At 70.1% G+C, this 15,381-nt stretch carries 18 protein-coding genes and 1 pseudogene; 16 read left to right on the forward strand and 3 right to left on the reverse strand.

Translation table 11 applies throughout. The annotated features are described in order from the left end of the window. Position 1: 1 nt before the first annotated feature. The 3 genes from HNQ07_RS22800 to HNQ07_RS22810 all read left to right on the forward strand — a co-directional run bounded on the left by HNQ07_RS22800 (position 2) and on the right by HNQ07_RS22810 (position 5,398). Positions 2–2,119: a DUF5682 family protein gene (locus tag HNQ07_RS22800; protein ID WP_373298161.1), complete on the forward strand. Its 2,118-nt coding sequence runs from the start codon at positions 2–4 to the stop codon at positions 2,117–2,119. A gap of 182 nt (positions 2,120–2,301) precedes the next feature. Continuing rightward, entirely contained in the window at positions 2,302–4,158 is a 1,857-nt protein-coding gene (locus tag HNQ07_RS22805; RefSeq protein WP_184116137.1) for a putative bifunctional diguanylate cyclase/phosphodiesterase, read from the forward strand. 49 nt (positions 4,159–4,207) lie between these two features. Next, complete coding sequence (locus HNQ07_RS22810) at positions 4,208–5,398, forward strand: VWA domain-containing protein (RefSeq protein ID WP_184116139.1); 1,191 nt, start codon at positions 4,208–4,210, stop codon at positions 5,396–5,398. Between the two features lies 1 nt (position 5,399). Here HNQ07_RS22810 and HNQ07_RS22815 read toward each other — a convergent pair whose 3' ends face one another. Continuing rightward, a complete protein-coding gene (locus HNQ07_RS22815) occupies positions 5,400–5,867 on the reverse strand; it encodes a DUF4188 domain-containing protein (protein WP_184116141.1) in 468 nt (155 codons plus the stop codon). A 70-nt stretch (positions 5,868–5,937) separates the two neighbouring features. On the opposite strand from HNQ07_RS22815, the gene HNQ07_RS22820 reads away from it, so the two are divergent. The 9 genes from HNQ07_RS22820 (at position 5,938) to HNQ07_RS22860 (ending at position 10,808) form a co-directional block, all read left to right on the forward strand. Continuing rightward, on the forward strand, positions 5,938–6,495 hold the full coding sequence (locus HNQ07_RS22820) for a PadR family transcriptional regulator (protein WP_184116143.1): 558 nt from the start codon (positions 5,938–5,940) through the stop codon (positions 6,493–6,495). A gap of 101 nt (positions 6,496–6,596) precedes the next feature. Then, positions 6,597–6,839: a translation initiation factor IF-1 gene (infA, locus tag HNQ07_RS22825; protein WP_136390123.1), complete on the forward strand. Its 243-nt coding sequence runs from the start codon at positions 6,597–6,599 to the stop codon at positions 6,837–6,839. A 105-nt stretch (positions 6,840–6,944) separates the two neighbouring features. Further along, complete coding sequence (gene rpmJ / locus HNQ07_RS22830) at positions 6,945–7,058, forward strand: 50S ribosomal protein L36 (RefSeq protein WP_019012075.1); 114 nt, start codon at positions 6,945–6,947, stop codon at positions 7,056–7,058. Next, positions 7,058–7,438, forward strand: a complete 381-nt coding sequence (rpsM, locus tag HNQ07_RS22835; protein WP_184116144.1) for a 30S ribosomal protein S13 — start codon at positions 7,058–7,060, stop codon at positions 7,436–7,438. The genes rpmJ and rpsM overlap by 1 nt, the downstream gene beginning before the upstream one ends. A 3-nt stretch (positions 7,439–7,441) precedes the next feature. Further along, positions 7,442–7,837 carry a 30S ribosomal protein S11 gene (rpsK, locus tag HNQ07_RS22840; protein ID WP_184116146.1) on the forward strand — a complete coding sequence of 132 codons (396 nt, stop codon included), beginning with the start codon at positions 7,442–7,444 and terminating at the stop codon, positions 7,835–7,837. 155 nt (positions 7,838–7,992) lie between these two features. Further along, on the forward strand, positions 7,993–8,613 hold the full coding sequence (rpsD, locus tag HNQ07_RS22845) for a 30S ribosomal protein S4 (RefSeq protein ID WP_184116156.1): 621 nt from the start codon (positions 7,993–7,995) through the stop codon (positions 8,611–8,613). 13 nt (positions 8,614–8,626) lie between these two features. Continuing rightward, complete coding sequence (locus tag HNQ07_RS22850; RefSeq protein WP_184116158.1) at positions 8,627–9,631, forward strand: DNA-directed RNA polymerase subunit alpha; 1,005 nt, start codon at positions 8,627–8,629, stop codon at positions 9,629–9,631. 154 nt (positions 9,632–9,785) lie between these two features. Further along, positions 9,786–10,136, forward strand: coding sequence for a 50S ribosomal protein L17 (gene rplQ / locus HNQ07_RS22855; protein ID WP_184116160.1), 351 nt, complete (start codon positions 9,786–9,788; stop codon positions 10,134–10,136). A gap of 99 nt (positions 10,137–10,235) precedes the next feature. Beyond that, entirely contained in the window at positions 10,236–10,808 is a 573-nt protein-coding gene (locus HNQ07_RS22860; RefSeq protein ID WP_184116163.1) for an RBBP9/YdeN family alpha/beta hydrolase, read from the forward strand. 72 nt (positions 10,809–10,880) lie between these two features. Here HNQ07_RS22860 and trxA read toward each other — a convergent pair whose 3' ends face one another. Next, positions 10,881–11,240 (reverse strand): thioredoxin, encoded by a 360-nt coding sequence (gene trxA / locus HNQ07_RS22865; RefSeq protein WP_184116165.1) that lies wholly within the window; start codon positions 11,238–11,240, stop codon positions 10,881–10,883. A gap of 113 nt (positions 11,241–11,353) precedes the next feature. Here trxA and HNQ07_RS22870 point away from each other — a divergent pair, with 113 nt between their 5' ends. The 4 genes from HNQ07_RS22870 (at position 11,354) to HNQ07_RS22885 (ending at position 14,724) form a co-directional block, all read left to right on the forward strand. Beyond that, positions 11,354–11,704: a DUF309 domain-containing protein gene (locus HNQ07_RS22870; protein ID WP_184116167.1), complete on the forward strand. Its 351-nt coding sequence runs from the start codon at positions 11,354–11,356 to the stop codon at positions 11,702–11,704. A gap of 112 nt (positions 11,705–11,816) precedes the next feature. Further along, positions 11,817–12,416: a LabA-like NYN domain-containing protein gene (locus tag HNQ07_RS22875; protein WP_184116169.1), complete on the forward strand. Its 600-nt coding sequence runs from the start codon at positions 11,817–11,819 to the stop codon at positions 12,414–12,416. Continuing rightward, positions 12,406–13,467 (forward strand): phosphate acyltransferase PlsX, encoded by a 1,062-nt coding sequence (gene plsX, locus HNQ07_RS22880; RefSeq protein WP_184116170.1) that lies wholly within the window; start codon positions 12,406–12,408, stop codon positions 13,465–13,467. Before HNQ07_RS22875 ends, plsX begins: the two co-directional genes overlap by 11 nt. Before the next feature lie 63 nt (positions 13,468–13,530). Beyond that, on the forward strand, positions 13,531–14,724 hold the full coding sequence (locus HNQ07_RS22885; RefSeq protein WP_184116172.1) for a mechanosensitive ion channel family protein: 1,194 nt from the start codon (positions 13,531–13,533) through the stop codon (positions 14,722–14,724). A gap of 9 nt (positions 14,725–14,733) precedes the next feature. On the opposite strand, the pseudogene HNQ07_RS22890 reads toward HNQ07_RS22885, so the two are convergent. Then, positions 14,734–15,381, reverse strand: a pseudogene (locus HNQ07_RS22890) (ATP-dependent zinc metalloprotease FtsH); the annotation flags it as partial.

The following is a 15,381-nucleotide window of genomic DNA, read 5'->3' on the forward strand; positions in this document are numbered from 1 at the left end:
GCTGAATCAGCTGCAACCGGACGTGGTGCTCGTCGAAGGCCCGTCCGATGCCGATGCAGTTCTGCCGTTCCTGGCGCAGAAGGACATGAAGCCGCCCGTGGCCCTGCTGGGCTACGTGAACGACGAACCGTCCCGCGCGGTGTTCTGGCCGTTCGCGGCGTTCAGTCCGGAGTTCGTGGCGTTCCGCTGGGCAGCGGGGGCGGGCGTCCCCGCGCGGTTCATGGATCTCCCGGCCTCCGCGACGCTGGCGGGTGAACGCGGGGACGACGACCTGGACGAACTGCACAGCGATCCGCTGCGGGTGCTGGCGGAGGCCGCCGGGTACGCGGATTTCGAGCGCTGGTGGGAGACGCTGGTGGAGGCGCGCGGCGACGATTTCGACGTGTTCGAGGCCGTACTGGAGGCCATGCGCGCGGTGCGGGCCGAGACTCCGCCGCCGACCGGTCGGGAAGCGCAGCGCGAGGCGTGCATGCGTCAGGCGATCCGCGCGGCGCTGAAGGACGGTGCCGCACGGGTGGCGGTGGTCTGCGGGGCGTGGCACGCGCCGGCGCTGGATGTCGAGGCGTTCCGGGCGAAGGACGACGCGGCGCTCCTGAAGGGCCTGCCCAGGGCGAAGGTCACGCTGACGTGGGTGCCGTGGACCCACGGGCGCCTGAGCGTGGGCTCCGGGTACGGCGCGGGTGTGCGCTCGCCGGGCTACTACCATCACCTGTTCACGACGCGGCGGGACGTGACGGAGCGCTGGTTCGCGCGGGTGGCGCGGCTGCTGCGCGCCGAGCGGCTGGACGCGAGCAGCGCGAGCGTGATCGAGGCGACGCGGCTGGCGAACACGCTGGCAGCGCTGCGCGGGCGTGCCCTGCCGGGCCTGGACGAGCTGAACGAGGCGGCCCTGAGCGTGTTCGGCTGGGACAGCGATCTGCCCCTGCGCCTGATCGAGCGTCAGCTGGTGGTGGGGGAGGCGCTGGGCAGTGTGCCGGAGGACGTGCCGACTGTGCCGCTGGCGCAGGATCTGGCAAAGACGCAGAAGACCCTGCGCCTGAAGGTGCAGCCCGAGCAGATCGACCTCACGCTCGACCTGCGCACCGACACCGACCTGGCGCGCAGCGTGCTGTTCCACCGGCTGAACGTCCTGGGCGTGCCGTGGGCGCAGGAGCGGCACGCGGGCGGGCGCGGCACCTTCAAGGAGGCGTGGGCGCTTGCATGGAAACCTGAGTTCAGCGTGCGGCTGGTCGAGGCGAGCCGCGCCGGCCAGACGGTCGAGGGCGCCGCGACCGCGACGGCTGTCGAGGCCGTGCGCGGGGCCAGTACCCTCGCGGCCCTGACCACGCTGCTGGAAGCCGTGCGCTACGCCGACCTGGGCGGGGCGCTGCCGGTGGCGCTGGCCGAGCTGGACGTGCGGGCGGCGGGGCAGGCGGACGTGAGCGATCTGCTGGAGGCCCTGCCGCCGCTGGCCCGGCTGGCGCGCTACGGCGATGTCCGGGGCAGAGGCGGCGCCGCGAACGCGCAGGCGGGGGCAACCTTCCGCACGCTGCTCACGCGGGCAGGCGTGGGCCTGCCGCTGGCCGGGGTGGGCCTCGCGGACGACGCGGCGGACGTGCTGCGCGGGCACGTCAGCGGTGCGGACGCGGCCGTGCGCCTGCTGGACGACCCCGGTGCGCTGGAGGGCTGGCACGCCGCCCTGGGTCGCCTTGCGGACCGGGACGACGCGCATCCTCTCCTGACCGGAGACGCGGTGCGCCGGCTGCGGGACGCGGGACGACTGGACGGCGCGGAGGTCGAGCGCCGCCTCGCGCGGGCGCTGAGCGGTGGGGCGCCGCTGGAGGTCACGGCGTGGCTGGACGGCTTCCTGGGCCAGAGCGGAGCGCTGCTCACGCACGACGCGGCCCTGCTGGGGCTGCTGGACGGCTGGCTGACCGGCCTGGAACCCGCCGCCTTCCAGGAAACGTTGCCCCTGCTGCGGCGGGTGTTCTCGCGCTTCGAGAATCCCGAGCGGCGGCTGATCGGAGAGGCCCTGCGCGGCGGGGGTGCGGGCGCGCGGGCAGAGCGGCGCGGGCTGGACGACGCCCGGGGTCTGCGGGCCGTGCCGGTCGTGCTGCGGCTGCTGGGCGCGGCCGGCTGAACGGGGCGGCGCCCGAACAGGTGTGAGCGTGGTTGGCTCGGCCGTGGGGGGTACTCTGGGAGAAGGCCCCCGCTGACCTGACTCCCCCGGCCCCGATGAACGACTCCATCCTGACGCCCCCTCCTGCACGACCGGCCGGGACCGTTCCGGAGCGGGGTGAGCCGCGACGTGGCGCGCTGACCGTGTGGGTCATCCTGGCGGCGGGCACAACCGGTCACGTGGTGGTGCTGCTCCAGGGCCTGCAGCTGCCCGGATACTTCCAGCCGGCCGACTGGGTGCTGGGCGGCGCGGTGCTGGCGGTCATGCTGGGGCTGGCCGCAGCGCACGCGCTCGGCTGGGGCCGGCGCCCGGTGATCTCGTGGCTGCTGGTGGCGAACATCGCATACCTGCTCGCGCGGCTGGGGGTGGGGCTGTACGTGGTGGGCACCAGCGAGCGCGTCCTGATCGATCTGGCGAGCCTGATGGGCTGGGTGCTGACCATGCCGATGATCGAGGCGAGCATGCGTACCTCCGCGCTGGCCCGCCGCATGAGCACCGGCCTGCCCCCTGCGCTGCTGCTGATGGCGGCGGTGTTTGCGTTCACGCCGGGCGGCGCCGCGGCCCGCCCGGAGGTGTGGTTCGGGCTGGGTCAACTGTTCCTGATCAGCCTGAGCGTGGTGCTGGTCGCGCAGATGGTGAACACCCTGCGCGCCGCGCTGCACCGCAGCCGTCAGGACAACCAGACCCTCACCCGCAGGGCCTCCGTGGACGCCCTGACCGGCCTGCACAACCGCTTCTACCTGGACGAGCACCTGCGTGAGCGCGTGGACGCGGCCCAGCCGTTCAGCGTGCTGTTCCTGGATCTGGACGGCTTCAAGGCCATCAACGACACGCTGGGGCACGCCACCGGCGACGAGGTGCTGCGCCTGATCGCGGCACGGCTGTCGGCGCTGGCCCCGGCGGGCAGCGGCGTGGCGCGGGTCAGCGGGGACGAGTTCGTGCTGACGGTGCCCGGCGAGGACACGCTGGACGTCTCGGGGCTGGCGCAGCAGGTGGTGGACGACCTGTCGGCGGCCTTCGAGGTGCAGGGGCAGGCGCTGCGGCTGAGCGTCAGCGTGGGCGTGGCCCGCTTCCCGCACGACGCCGCCGAGGGCCGCGACCTGCTGCTGCGCGCCGACCGGGCGATGTACGCGGTCAAACGCAGCGGCAAGAACGGCTTCCGGCTGTACAGCGGGCACCTGCTGGACCAGGACGAGCGGCGGCAGGTGCTGGAGCGCGACCTGCGGCACGCGCTGGAACGCGGGGAGCTGTTTCTGGAGTTCCAGCCGATCTGCACCGTGCCGGACGGCCGCCCGGTGTGCCTGGAGGCGCTGGTGCGCTGGCGTCACCCGGAGTTCGGGCTGGTGCGGCCCGACGTGTTCATCCCGATCGCGGAGGAATGCGGCCTGATCACGTCGCTGGGCGAGTGGGTGCTGGAGGACGCGCTGCGGGCGGCCGGCCGCTGGCGTGCGGCGGGCTTCGGCGAGGTGCGGCTGGCCGTGAACGTCTCGCCCCTGCAACTGATGCAGCCGCACTTCGCGGAGATGGTGGGCCGTGAGCTGGGCCGGTCGGGCGTCCCGGCCGCCGCGCTGGAACTGGAGGTCACCGAGGGCATCGACCTGCGCGGGCGCCTGCAGGTGTCGCACAGCGTGGACGGCGTGCGCGCGCTGGGGGTGGGGCTGTCGCTGGACGATTTCGGGACGGGTTTCGCGTCGCTGTCGCGCCTGAACGACCTGCCGGTGGGCGTCGTGAAGATCGACCGGGTGTTCGTGATGGACCTGACGGGCGACGTGGAGCGCACCCGGCGCCGCTACGTCCGCACCCTGATCGCCGCGATGGTGGCGGTGGCCGGCACGCTGGGCCTGGACCTCGTGGCCGAGGGCGTGGAGACGCCGGAGCAGGCGCGCGAGCTGATCGCCCTGGGCTGCACGCGGGCGCAGGGGTTCCTGTACGCGCCGCCGCTGCCGGAAGCCGAGCTGCTGACGGCCCTGACGCGCATGACCCAGAGCAATCCCGTATGATTACGTTCATGACAGAACGACCCGCGTTCGCCTTCGCCGGAGCCCGTCCGTGAGCGCCACCGAAGCCGAACGCCTGCGCCGCTGGCGCCTGGTGCTCGGCGGTGGCGACGCCGACGGCCTGTGCGGCGGCCCCGGCGAAGGCGGCCAGATCGGCCTGACCATCGAGGATCGCCGCATGGACGACGCCCTGAGCGGCCTGTACGACGCCCAGAGCGGCAGCCGCCGGGGCGGCCTGGGCGCCAGCGCTCCCAAGGTCGCCCGCTGGCTCGCGGACCTGCGCGAGTTCTTCCCGCAGGGCGTGGTGCGCGTCATGCAGCAGGACGCCATCGAACGCCTGAACCTCCAGCAGCTGCTGTTTGAACCCGAGATGCTGGAGGGAATGGAGCCGGACGTGAACCTGGTGGGCACGCTGCTGTCCCTCAAGAGCGTGATGCCCGACAAGGCCAAGGACGCCGCCCGCGCGGTCGTGCGCCGCGTGGTGGACGACCTGACGCGCCGCCTGGAAGAACCCACCCGCGCCGCCGTGACCGGCAGCCTGAACCGCGCCCAGCGCAATTTCCGGCCCCGCCCGGCCGAGATCGACTGGAACCGCACCATCCGCGCGAACCTGAAGACCTACCAGCCCGACCGGAACACCATCATTCCCGAGCGCCTGATCGGCATGGGCCGCAGGCGCCGCAGCCTGCGCGACATCGTGCTGTGCCTCGACCAGTCTGGCAGCATGGCGAGCAGCGTCGTGTACGCCGGCATTTTCGGCGCGGTGCTCGCGTCCCTGCCGGCCGTCAGCACCCGGGTCGTGGTGTTCGACACCGAAGTCGTGGACCTCTCGGAGCACCTCGACGACCCTGTGGACGTGCTGTACGGCATCCAGCTCGGCGGCGGCACCGACATCAACCGGGCGCTGGCGTACTGCCAGGGTGTGATCCCGCGGCCCGAGCAGACCATCTTCGTGCTGATCAGCGACCTGTACGAGGGGGGCAACGAGCGCGAGATGCTGGCCCGCGCCCGGACCCTGAAGGACAGCGGCGTGAACGTGATCGCCCTGCTGGCCCTCTCGGACGACGGCGCGCCCAGCTACGACCACGGCGTCGCCCGCGCGTTTGCCGGCATGGGCATTCCGGCCTTCGCGTGCACGCCCGACCACTTCCCCGGCCTGATGGCCGCTGCCATCCGCGGTGACGACGTGAGCACGTGGGCGGGCGAACAGGGGCTGGTCCTGCGCGGCGGCGCAGCGGGATAGGTCAGTCGGCCGCCGTCCCCAGCCGCCCCCGTGCACTCTCCCGCCGGCCGGTCGCCGCGACCAGGGTGCCCGCGCGGCCCAGGCCGAAGGGCGGCATGTCCACGTACACGGTCTCGTACGCGCCGGCCTCGACCACGTAGGTCTCGTGCCAGATGCCAACCGCGCCGGGGTGGCGGCGCAGGCCCTGGTTGAAGGCCCGCCACGCGGGCAGGTGCACGTGGTCGCGGGCCTGTGCGTAGGCCTGCAGGTGCTCAGCGCTGCGCCAGTACTGCACCAGGGTGGTGCCGTGGAACTGGCCGCCCAGCAGCCCGAGTTCCGGATGGGTTGCCAGTTCGCGCAGCATGCGCGGCATGGCGCGGAAAACCGGCAGCCACGCCGGCACGTTCCAGGGCTGGTTCACGCGGGCGCCGATCAGGAACACGGCGAAGGACCCCTCGATCTCGGCGGTGACGCGGGTGGAACTGGACATCTTGAGCCTCCCGAACATCCAGTTTGAATGGTCTACTCTGGACGGTCTGATCTGACTGTACACTGCGGACGTGAGTGATGCAACGCTCGGTCCGTCGTCGTACATCGTGCTGGGGCTGCTGGCCGGGTGCGGCGGCGGCACCTCTTACGACCTCAAACGCTGGGCAGACACGTCCGTGGGGTACTTCTGGACCTTCCCCCGCTCGCAGCTGTACGCCGAGCCGCAGCGCCTGACCGACCTGGGGCTGCTCAGCGCCGAGCAGGAAGAGGGGGGACGGCGCCGGCGGCTGTATACCGTCACGCCGGCCGGCCTTGCGGCGCTGCAGGCGTGGCTGTCGACGCCGGCCGGGCAGCCGGAACTCCGTGACGAGGGCCTGCTGAAACTCTTCTTCAGTGACCACGCGGCCCCGGAGACGGTGGCCCGCCTGGCCGGGGGGCAACTGGCCCTGCACCGGCAGCGGCTGGCCGAGTACGAGGCCATCCACACCGCCGAGCACGCGCCTGGAATGAACGGCCGCCGCCCGCTCGACATGGGACTGCTCTATGAGCGGGCGGCGGTGGCCTTCTGGAGCGAGGTGCAGACCAGCAGCGGGGCGCCGGTGTCCGGAGAATCCGGACAAGGCCGGTAGCTTAGGGCCGACCGCGCACCCGGTTTGACCACCCGCTTCGGGGCGTGATACCTTTACGTTTGGCTTGTATCAAGCCTGGAGGTTGCGTGGCAAGACGAAAGATGCCGGAACAGCGGGAAAAACGCGTCAAGAAGGAAGATGACACCGTGCGGGCGGAAGGAGTCGTGGAGGAGGCGTTGCCCAACACCACGTTCCGCGTGAAGCTCGACACGGGGCACGACATCCTGGCGTACATCAGCGGCAAGATGCGTATTCACTACATCCGCATCCTGCCCGGGGACCGTGTGGTTCTGGAAATCAGCCCCTACGACACCACGCGTGGGCGCATCGTCTACCGCAAGTAACCGACGGGCACGGGTACCCAACAGATTCCCCACCCGGCTGAGGTGGGCGGGGGGTCGAGCGCTGCCAGACGCACCACGATCGGTGCGGCGGCGCGAGGAGGAAGAATGAAAGTTCGGAGCAGTGTCAAGAAGATGTGCGACAACTGCAAGGTGATCCGCCGCCACGGGCGCGTGCTGGTCATCTGCACCAACGTCAAGCACAAGCAGAGGCAGGGCTGATGGCGCGCATCGCTGGCGTGGACCTTCCCCGCGAGAAGCGCGTCGAGATCGCGCTGACCTACATCTACGGCATCGGCCTGACCCGCAGCAAGGAGGTGCTGGCGCGCACCGGGATCAACCCCGACACCCGCACCAAGAACCTCACCGAAGCGGAACAGGGCACCCTGCGTGACGCCATCGAGAAGACCTACAAGGTCGAAGGTGACCTGCGCAGCGAAGTCGGCCAGAACATCAAGCGCCTGATGGACATCGGCGCGTACCGCGGCCTGCGTCACCGCCGCGGCCTGCCCGTGCGCGGCCAGCGCACCAAGACGAACGCCCGCACCCGCAAGGGACCGCGCAAGACCGTCGCCGGCAAGAAGAAAGCGACGAGGAAGTAAGCCATGGCGAAATCCACCAAGGGCAAGACTCCGCGCCGCGCCCGGCGCAACATCAGCGCCGGCCGTGCCTACGTGCACGCCAGCTACAACAACACCATCGTCACCATCACGGACCTCGACGGTAACAGCGTCGCGTGGTCGTCCGGCGGCACCATCGGCTACAAGGGCAGCAAGAAGGGCACGCCCTACGCTGCCCAGCTCGCCGCCGCCGACGCCGTGAAAAAGGCCCAGCAGACCTTCGGGATGGTCGCGGTGGACGTCGTGGTGCGCGGCAGCGGCTCCGGCCGTGAGCAGGCCATCCGCGCCATCCAGGCGTCCGGCATCGAAGTGAAGTCCATCATGGACGACACCCCCGTGCCGCACAACGGCTGCCGCCCGAAGAAGAAGTTCCGCGCCTAAGCGCACGCGCGCGCCCACCTGCCCCGTCTCCACTGTGCCCTGGGCCGACGCTCAGGGACGTGAGCCCCACCACAGGCGAACGGAGACGGGCCCCAGAGGGCCGCAGACCCGGCGAGCCGGCCACCGCGCCTGTCCGCCGACAGAGGAGAATTTGAATGGGTCGTTTCCGTGGTTCCATCACCAAACAGAGTCGCCGCGAGGGCATCAACCTCGCTGAAACCGAGAAAGTCCAGAAGTACCTGGACAAGCGCCCCTATGCGCCCGGCCAGCACGGCCAGCGCCGCGGCCGCGGTCGTCCCAGCGACTACAGCGTCCGTCTGCGCGAGAAGCAGAAACTCGCCCGCCTGTACGGCATGGGCGAGAAGCAGTTCCGCAACCTCTTCGAGGAAGCGGCGAACGTTCCCGGCGTGACCGGCACGGTGTTCCTGCAGCTGCTCGAACGCCGCCTCGACAACGTCGTGTTCCGCATGGGCTTTGCCAGCACCCGCCGCCAGGCCCGGCAGTTCGTCGGTCACGGCCACATCCTCGTGAACGGCAAGAAGGTGGACATCCCCTCCTACCGCGTCAAGATCGGCGACGAGCTGACCGTGGCCGAGGGCAGCCGCAGCATGGGCTTTATCCAGGAGAACATGGAAGCGCAGAAGCGCCGCCGCGTGGCTCCCTGGGTGGAACTGAACCCCGACAACTTCACGGGCACCTTCTCCCGCCTCCCGGCGCGCGAAGATCTGGCGCTGCCGATCAACGAGAACTTCATCATCGAGTACTACTCGCGCTAATCAGGAGGCCCCAGTGGATCAAAAGCGCCCTCAACTCAAAGCCCGCGTGGACGGCGATTACGGCGAGTTCGTGCTGGAACCGCTCACGCGCGGTTACGGCGTCACCATCGGGAACCCCATCCGGCGCATCCTGATGTCCTCGATCCCCGGCACGGCGGTCACCAGCGTGTACGTCGAGGACGTGCTGCACGAGTTCTCCACCATCCCCGGCGTGAAGGAAGACGTCATCCAGCTCATCTTGAACCTCAAGGAGCTGGTCGTGAAGTTCCACGCGCCCGGTCCCAAGACCCTGACGCTGCGCGCCCAGGGTGAAGGTGTGGTGCGCGCCAGCGCCTTCGAGGTGCCGTCCGACGCCGAGATCATCAACCCCGATCTCGTCATCGCGACGCTCGCCGAGGACGGCAAGCTGGTCATGGAAGTCCGCGTCGAGGAAGGCGAGGGCTACGTGCCGGCCGACAAGCACGCCACGAAGGACCGCATCAACTCGATTCCGGTCGATGCCGTCTTCTCGCCGGTGCGCCGCGTGGCCTACCACGTGGAAAACACCCGCGTGGGCCAGCAGACGGACCTGGATCGCCTGATCCTGCGCGTGTGGACCGACGGCAGCGCCAGCCCCCAGGACGCCCTGGACAAGGCCGTGGAGATCCTGCGCGACGAGCTGACCGTGTTCGGCAACGTCGAGACGCTCCCGGCGCTCGCGCCCGAGTACCAGCCGCCGGTGTACACGCCCGCGCCCGCCCCGCAGGCGAACGTGTACGACCTGCCCCCCACGCCCACGTCGCTGAACCTGAACCCCGGCGATTACCCCGCCGAGCTGGACAGCCCCCGCGTGACGCTCGAAGGCCTGGGCCTCACGACCCGGGTGCTGCACTCGCTGAAGGAAGAGGGCATCGACTCGGTGGACGCCCTGTGCGCCCTGAGCGACCGCGACCTGAAGAAGGTGCCCGGCATCGGCGAGCGCAGCCTCGACGAGATCAAGCAGCAACTCGCCCAGTTCGGCCTGGCCCTCAGGGACTGACGGACGGTGGCGTCAGCCACCCGAGCGGAGCGAGGACCCGAAGCAGGTTACGTTCGGGAGTGGAGTGGATGACGGCGCAGTTCCGGCAGCCACGCAACGGACGAACGTGACCGCCCCGCAGACCCAGTCGGTCTGACTTCCAAGGAGATTCACCATGCGCCACGGTAAAGCCGGACGCAAGCTCAACCGCAACAGCAGCGCCCGCACCGCCCTGGCCCGTGCCCAGGCGACCGCGCTGCTGCGCGAGGGCCGCATCCAGACGACCCTCACGAAGGCCAAGGAGCTGCGCCCCTACGTCGAGAAGCTGATCACCACCGCCAAGGGCGGCGATCTGCACGCCCGCCGCCTGATCGCCCAGGACATCAACGACAAGGACGTCGTTCGTAAGGTCATGGACGAGGTGGCCCCCAAGTACCAGGAGCGCCAGGGCGGCTACACCCGCATCCTGCGCATCGGCACCCGTCGCGGCGACGGCGTGACCATGGCCCTGATCGAACTGGTGTAACCCCCGAACAGAAAGGCCCCCGCACGAGCGGGGGTTTTTTTGTGGCCGGAGGGACCACCGGACGGGGCTGGAGCGCGGCCGCGCCTGCTACCCTGCCGTATGACCCCGACCCTCGTGATCGTGCCCGGCCTGGGCGACAGCAGCCCGCAACACTGGCAGAGCCTGTGGGAGCAGAAGTTCGGCGCGGCGCGCGTGCGGCAGGACGATCCGGATACCCCCACCCCGTCCGCGTGGGCCGACCGCCTGCACGAGGTGATCGAGGCCACGCCGGGCGACGTGGTGCTGGTCGGCCATTCGAGCGGCGTGCTGACCATCGTGCACTGGGCGGCGCGGACCGGCGGGCACGAGCGCGTCAAGGGCGCCGTGCTGGTCGGCCCGTCAGATGCGGAGGACGCCGAGGTGCAGGCGCAGTACCCCAGGATCGCTGCGCTGGCGCCGGTGCCGCGCTCACCGCTGCCCTTTCCGGCGCTGGTGATTGCCAGCGAGACCGATCCCTTCGTGTCTTTCGAGCGGGCCCAGACCTTCGCCGAGGCCTGGGACGCCGAATTCATCTCGGCGGGCGACGCCGGTCACATCAATGTGGACAGCGGCCACGGCGAGTGGGAGGAAGGGGAGATCCTGCTCGGGGAGGCCCTGCACGCATGGACGCCGCCAGACATCGTCCGGTTCTGAGGGCAGTCACAACGTAAAAGCGCCTGATGGACTTCAGTTCCATCAGGCGCTTTTACGTTTGGACCGCAGGGTTCAGTTGGCGCTGACGCTCTCGCTGGTGGCCGCGGCCGGAGCGGACGTGGCGTACTTGTCGAGCAGGGCCTCGAAGGCGCGCTTGGGCTGGGCGCCGACGACGCCCTCGACCGGCTGGCCGTCCTTGAAGAGGATCAGGGTGGGGATGCTCATCACGCGGTACTGGCCCTGCGTGACAGGGTTGTCGTCCACGTTCAGCTTGCCGACCTTGACCCGGCCCTCGTACTGGCCGGCGAGTTCCTCGATGACCGGCGCGATGATGCGGCACGGGCCGCACCACGGGGCCCAGAAGTCCACCAGGGTCAGGCCCTCACTGATTTCGCTGGTAAAGGTGCTGTCGCTCAGTTCCACAGGCTTCATGCCTCGCACTATACGCCGCGAGTACCCCCCCCGGCTATACGCGGGATGGGATCACGCTAACACTGCGTTCATGCCGCCCCGCGTGGGTGGCGGCCAAGAATGTACCCTGACCCATGCTCCCGGTGTTCTCCGCCGACCCCCAGGTCCAGGCCGCGTTCCAGCGGGGGGCCGAACTGTTCGGCGCCGGTCAGTGGTGGGAAGCGCACGAGGCGTGGGAGGAGCCGTGGGCACGGGCACAGGGGCAGGAGCGCGACTTCCTGCAGGCGCTGATCCTGCTGGCGGCAGCGCTGCACAAGCGCTGGCACCACGGCAGCACGGCGCACCGCAACCTCTACAAGGCCGACGCGTACCTGGCCCGCCTGCCCCGCGTGTATGCCGGCGTCGATCTGGGCGCGCTGCGCGAGGACGTCTGGGCGGCGCTGCACGATCCCGCGCGGCGGCCCCAGGTGCTGCCTGCCGATTGAGCGTCCGCGCGCTCCTCCGGTATCCTGGGGCACCGCCTGCACGGCGCCCATGACGATATTGGCATGACATTGTTCGCAGTTCAGGGCGACCGACCAGCCCACGGAGGACCTTATGGAACGCATTGCCCTCTTTATTGATGGCGCGAACGTGTACGCCGCCGCCAAACGCCTCGGCTGGAATTTCGACCACCGCAAGATCCTGGAGTACTTCTCGTCCGGCGGGGCGCTGTACAACGCCTTTTACTACACGGCGGTGCCCACACCCATCGACGACAAGCAAAAGCGCTTCACGGACGCCCTGACGTACATGGGCTACACCGTCCGCACCCGGCCCCTGCGCGAGATGACCGACGACTCCGGCGAGACCTCGCGCCGCGCGAACCTGGATATCGAGATCGTCACGGACCTACTCACGACGGCCGACCGGTACGACACCGCCGTGCTGCTGACCGGCGACGGAGACTTTGAGCGCCCGGTGGAGGTGCTGCGCGCGCGCGGCAAGCGCGTGGTCGTCGCGAGCATCGCCGAGATGACCAGCTATGAGCTGCGCAACGCCGCCGACGCCTACGTGGATTTCAAGGACATCCGAGAGTACGTCGAGCGCCCCGGCTACCGCCTGCCCAGCGACCACCGCGGGTCCGGCGAGCAGCGCGGCGCGGAGAGCCGCCCGTACTACGTGTCCACCGCCCTGACGGACAGCGATGAGCGCTGACCCGGCGGGCGGCGAACCCGGCGTTCCGGCGACCGTCGCCGCGCTGCCCGTGGCTCTGGACGCGGCGGGCGGGGACCATGGCGCGCCGCCGAACGTCGAGGGCGCGGTCGAGGCCGCCCGCGCGGGCGTGAACGTCCTGCTCGTCGGGGACCGGGTCCGGCTGCACGCGGAGCTCGGCAGGCACCCCGGCAGCGCCAGCCTGCCGCTGGAGGTCGTGCACGCCGACGACGCGATCGGCATGGACGAGCACGCCACCGACGTCCGCAGCCGCCCGCAGGCGAGCATCAACATCTGCACGCGGCTGGTCAAGGAGGGCCGGGCCAGCGCGGCCGTCTCGATGGGCCACTCCGGCGCGACCATGGCGTCCGCGCTGCTCACGCTGGGCCGCCTGAAGGGCGTGGACCGCCCGGCGATCCTGACGCACCTGCCGGCCCGCGGGGGCTTCACGACCATGCTCGACGTGGGCGCCAATGCCGACGTGCGCCCGGCGTACCTCGCGCAGTGGGCGCAGCTCGCGACCGTGTACCTGCGCGTGCTGGAGGGCCGCGAGCAGCCCACGGTGGGCCTGCTGAGCATCGGCGAGGAGGATCACAAGGGCAGCGCGCTGGTGCTGGAGGCGCACGCCCTGCTGCGCGAGCTGCACGGCCACGGCGTGAACTTCCACGGGAACATCGAGGGCCGCGACATCTTCCTGGGCACCACCGACATCGTGGTCACGGACGGTTTCACCGGGAACGTGTGCCTGAAACTCGCGGAGGGCGAGGCGAAGGTGATGTTCGGGTGGGTGCGCGACGCCATTCAGAGCAGTGTGCGCGGCAAGCTGGGCGGCCTGCTGGTGCGGCCCGCGCTGCGCGGCCTGGCCGACCGCATGGACCCCAGCACCTACGGCGCGAGCATCCTGATCGGGGTGCGCGGCCTGACCTTCATCGGGCACGGCAGTGCCGACGCGCGCGCGGTGAAAAACGCCCTGCTGCGCGCCGCCCGCGCGCACGAGGCCGGCCTGGTGCCGCGTCTGGAGGCGGCCTTCCGCCCGGCAGTCCCCACCCCCTGATCCCCCGCCCGGCGGTGGCGGCCACCCCTTGGCCTCTCAGGAGCGATGTGAAATGCTCGGCGGATGTGGTCTGACCTCCTGATCCAATTTCAGAAACCGCAGGTGTGGCTGGGTCTGGCACTGACCCTGCTGGTCGCCTACGCCCTGTACCGCTTCGGGCACACGCTGCTGAAACTTCTCGAACACCATGTCGGTGTGCACTTCCGCCGCGGTCTGGACGCGCTGTGGCTGCTCGTGGTGGTGGTCGGCTGGCTGTCGGTCGCCACCACCATCATGGCGCTCAGCAGCGTGCCGGTGCTTTATGACCTCGGGCAGGACATCGTGGGCGGCTTCCGGCACAGCGCCGGACAGTTCCTGGTGGTGTTTGCCATGGCCCTGATCGCGTGGAACCTGATCGGTACCCTGAGCCGCCGCATCGTCGCGGACGAGGAATTCAACCGCCGCACCGTGCGGGTACAGACCCTCAAGGGCGTCGTCGAGAGCACCCTGCGCGTGATCGTCGTGGTGATCGCCCTGATCTCGGCGCTGCAGGCGCTGGGCATCAACCCCACCGGGCTGCTCGCGGGGGTCTCGGTGTTCGGGCTGGCGGTCGGCTTCGGCGCGCAGAGCCTGATCAAGGACGTCTTCAACGGCTTTTTCATCCTGCTCGAGGACCAGTATGGCGTGGGCGACGTGATCACCGTGAACAGCGGCCAGCTGTCCGGCGGCGTGGAGCGCGTGAACCTGCGCGTGACCGCCCTGCGCGCGCTGGACGGCACGGTGCACATCGTCCCGAACGGGCAGATCAACACCGTCAGTGTGAGCAGCAAGGACTGGTCGCGGGTGGTGGCCGAGGTGGACGTCACCTACGCCGCGAACATCAACGACGCGCTGCGCGTGCTGGAACGCGTCAGCAATGAGATCTACGAGGACCAGGAGTGGAATCACTTCTTCCTCGAGAAGCCCGAGATGCAGGGCGTCACGCAGCTTGCCCCGGACGGCGTGACGCTGCGCGCCCTGTTCAAGGTCCAGCCCAAGAGCCAGTACGCGATCGGCCGCGAATTCAACCGCCGTATCAAGATCGCGATGGACCAGAGCAGGATCGAGATTCCCTTCCCTCAGCGCAGCCTGAACTTCGGCACGTCACCCATCGAGGTGCGCCTGACCCGCGCCGAGTCCACGCCGGTGCCGAAGGACCTCGCGGCCCAGGACCGCCAGAACACGCCCGTCAAGCCCAGCCTGACCCGCGACGAGGAGCCCGGCGAACTGACGTCGTGAGCGCTGGGCTCAGGCCGGCAGAGGGCTGGCCGGGCCGGTCGGCGGCACGGCGGGCGGCAGCGGGTCCAGCGTGCCGCCCGCCAGCAGCGTGCTGAACTCCTCGCCGCTGAGGGTCTCGCGCTGCATCAGCACGGCCACGATCTCGTGCACGCGGTGGAGCTGTTCCTGCACCAGTGAAAGCGCGCGGCCATACGCGGCGTCGATCAGCGACCGGACATCCTCGTCAATGTGCTGTGCGGTCACCTCGCTCATGGGGGAGAGCTGCGGACCGCCGCCCAGGTAGCTGCCCTCGTCGGACGCAAAGGCCACCTTGCCGATGCGGTCGCTCATGCCCCACTCGGTCACCATGCGCCGGGCGATGCCGGTCGCCTGCTGGAAATCGTTCTGCGCGCCGGTCGTGACCTCGCCGTACACGACCTCCTCGGCCGCGCGGCCGGCCAGCGCGACCACGATCATGTCCTCCAGCGCGGGCCGGGTGACGTGCAGGCGGTCGTCGGCGTCCGGCATCATGTACCCGGCCGCCCGGCCGCGCGGCACGACCGTCAGCTTCGCCACCCGGTTGGCGTGGGGTAACAGTTGAGCGGCGAGGGCATGGCCGACCTCGTGGTAGGCGGTGACCTTGCGGTCGGCTTCGCGCACCACCATCGAGCGCCGTTC

This window comes from Deinococcus metalli (assembly GCF_014201805.1).
GTDB lineage: Bacteria > Deinococcota > Deinococci > Deinococcales > Deinococcaceae > Deinococcus > Deinococcus metalli.

Bases quoted from the DNA above. Each gene is read 5' to 3' on its own strand.
- rpsK (WP_184116146.1), top strand. From the start codon at position 7,442: ATGGCGAAATCCACCAAGGGCAAGACTCCGCGCCGCGCCCGGCGCAAC.
- HNQ07_RS22870 (WP_184116167.1), top strand. From the start codon at position 11,354: ATGCTCCCGGTGTTCTCCGCCGACCCCCAGGTCCAGGCCGCGTTCCAG.
- HNQ07_RS22885 (WP_184116172.1), top strand. From the start codon at position 13,531: ATGTGGTCTGACCTCCTGATCCAATTTCAGAAACCGCAGGTGTGGCTG.
- HNQ07_RS22815 (WP_184116141.1), bottom strand. From the start codon at position 5,867: ATGTCCAGTTCCACCCGCGTCACCGCCGAGATCGAGGGGTCCTTCGCC.
- rpmJ (WP_019012075.1), top strand. From the start codon at position 6,945: ATGAAAGTTCGGAGCAGTGTCAAGAAGATGTGCGACAACTGCAAGGTG.
- rpsD (WP_184116156.1), top strand. From the start codon at position 7,993: ATGGGTCGTTTCCGTGGTTCCATCACCAAACAGAGTCGCCGCGAGGGC.
- trxA (WP_184116165.1), bottom strand. From the start codon at position 11,240: ATGAAGCCTGTGGAACTGAGCGACAGCACCTTTACCAGCGAAATCAGT.
- infA (WP_136390123.1), top strand. From the start codon at position 6,597: ATGCCGGAACAGCGGGAAAAACGCGTCAAGAAGGAAGATGACACCGTG.
- plsX (WP_184116170.1), top strand. From the start codon at position 12,406: ATGAGCGCTGACCCGGCGGGCGGCGAACCCGGCGTTCCGGCGACCGTC.
- HNQ07_RS22875 (WP_184116169.1), top strand. From the start codon at position 11,817: ATGGAACGCATTGCCCTCTTTATTGATGGCGCGAACGTGTACGCCGCC.
- rpsM (WP_184116144.1), top strand. From the start codon at position 7,058: ATGGCGCGCATCGCTGGCGTGGACCTTCCCCGCGAGAAGCGCGTCGAG.
- rplQ (WP_184116160.1), top strand. From the start codon at position 9,786: ATGCGCCACGGTAAAGCCGGACGCAAGCTCAACCGCAACAGCAGCGCC.
- HNQ07_RS22860 (WP_184116163.1), top strand. From the start codon at position 10,236: ATGACCCCGACCCTCGTGATCGTGCCCGGCCTGGGCGACAGCAGCCCG.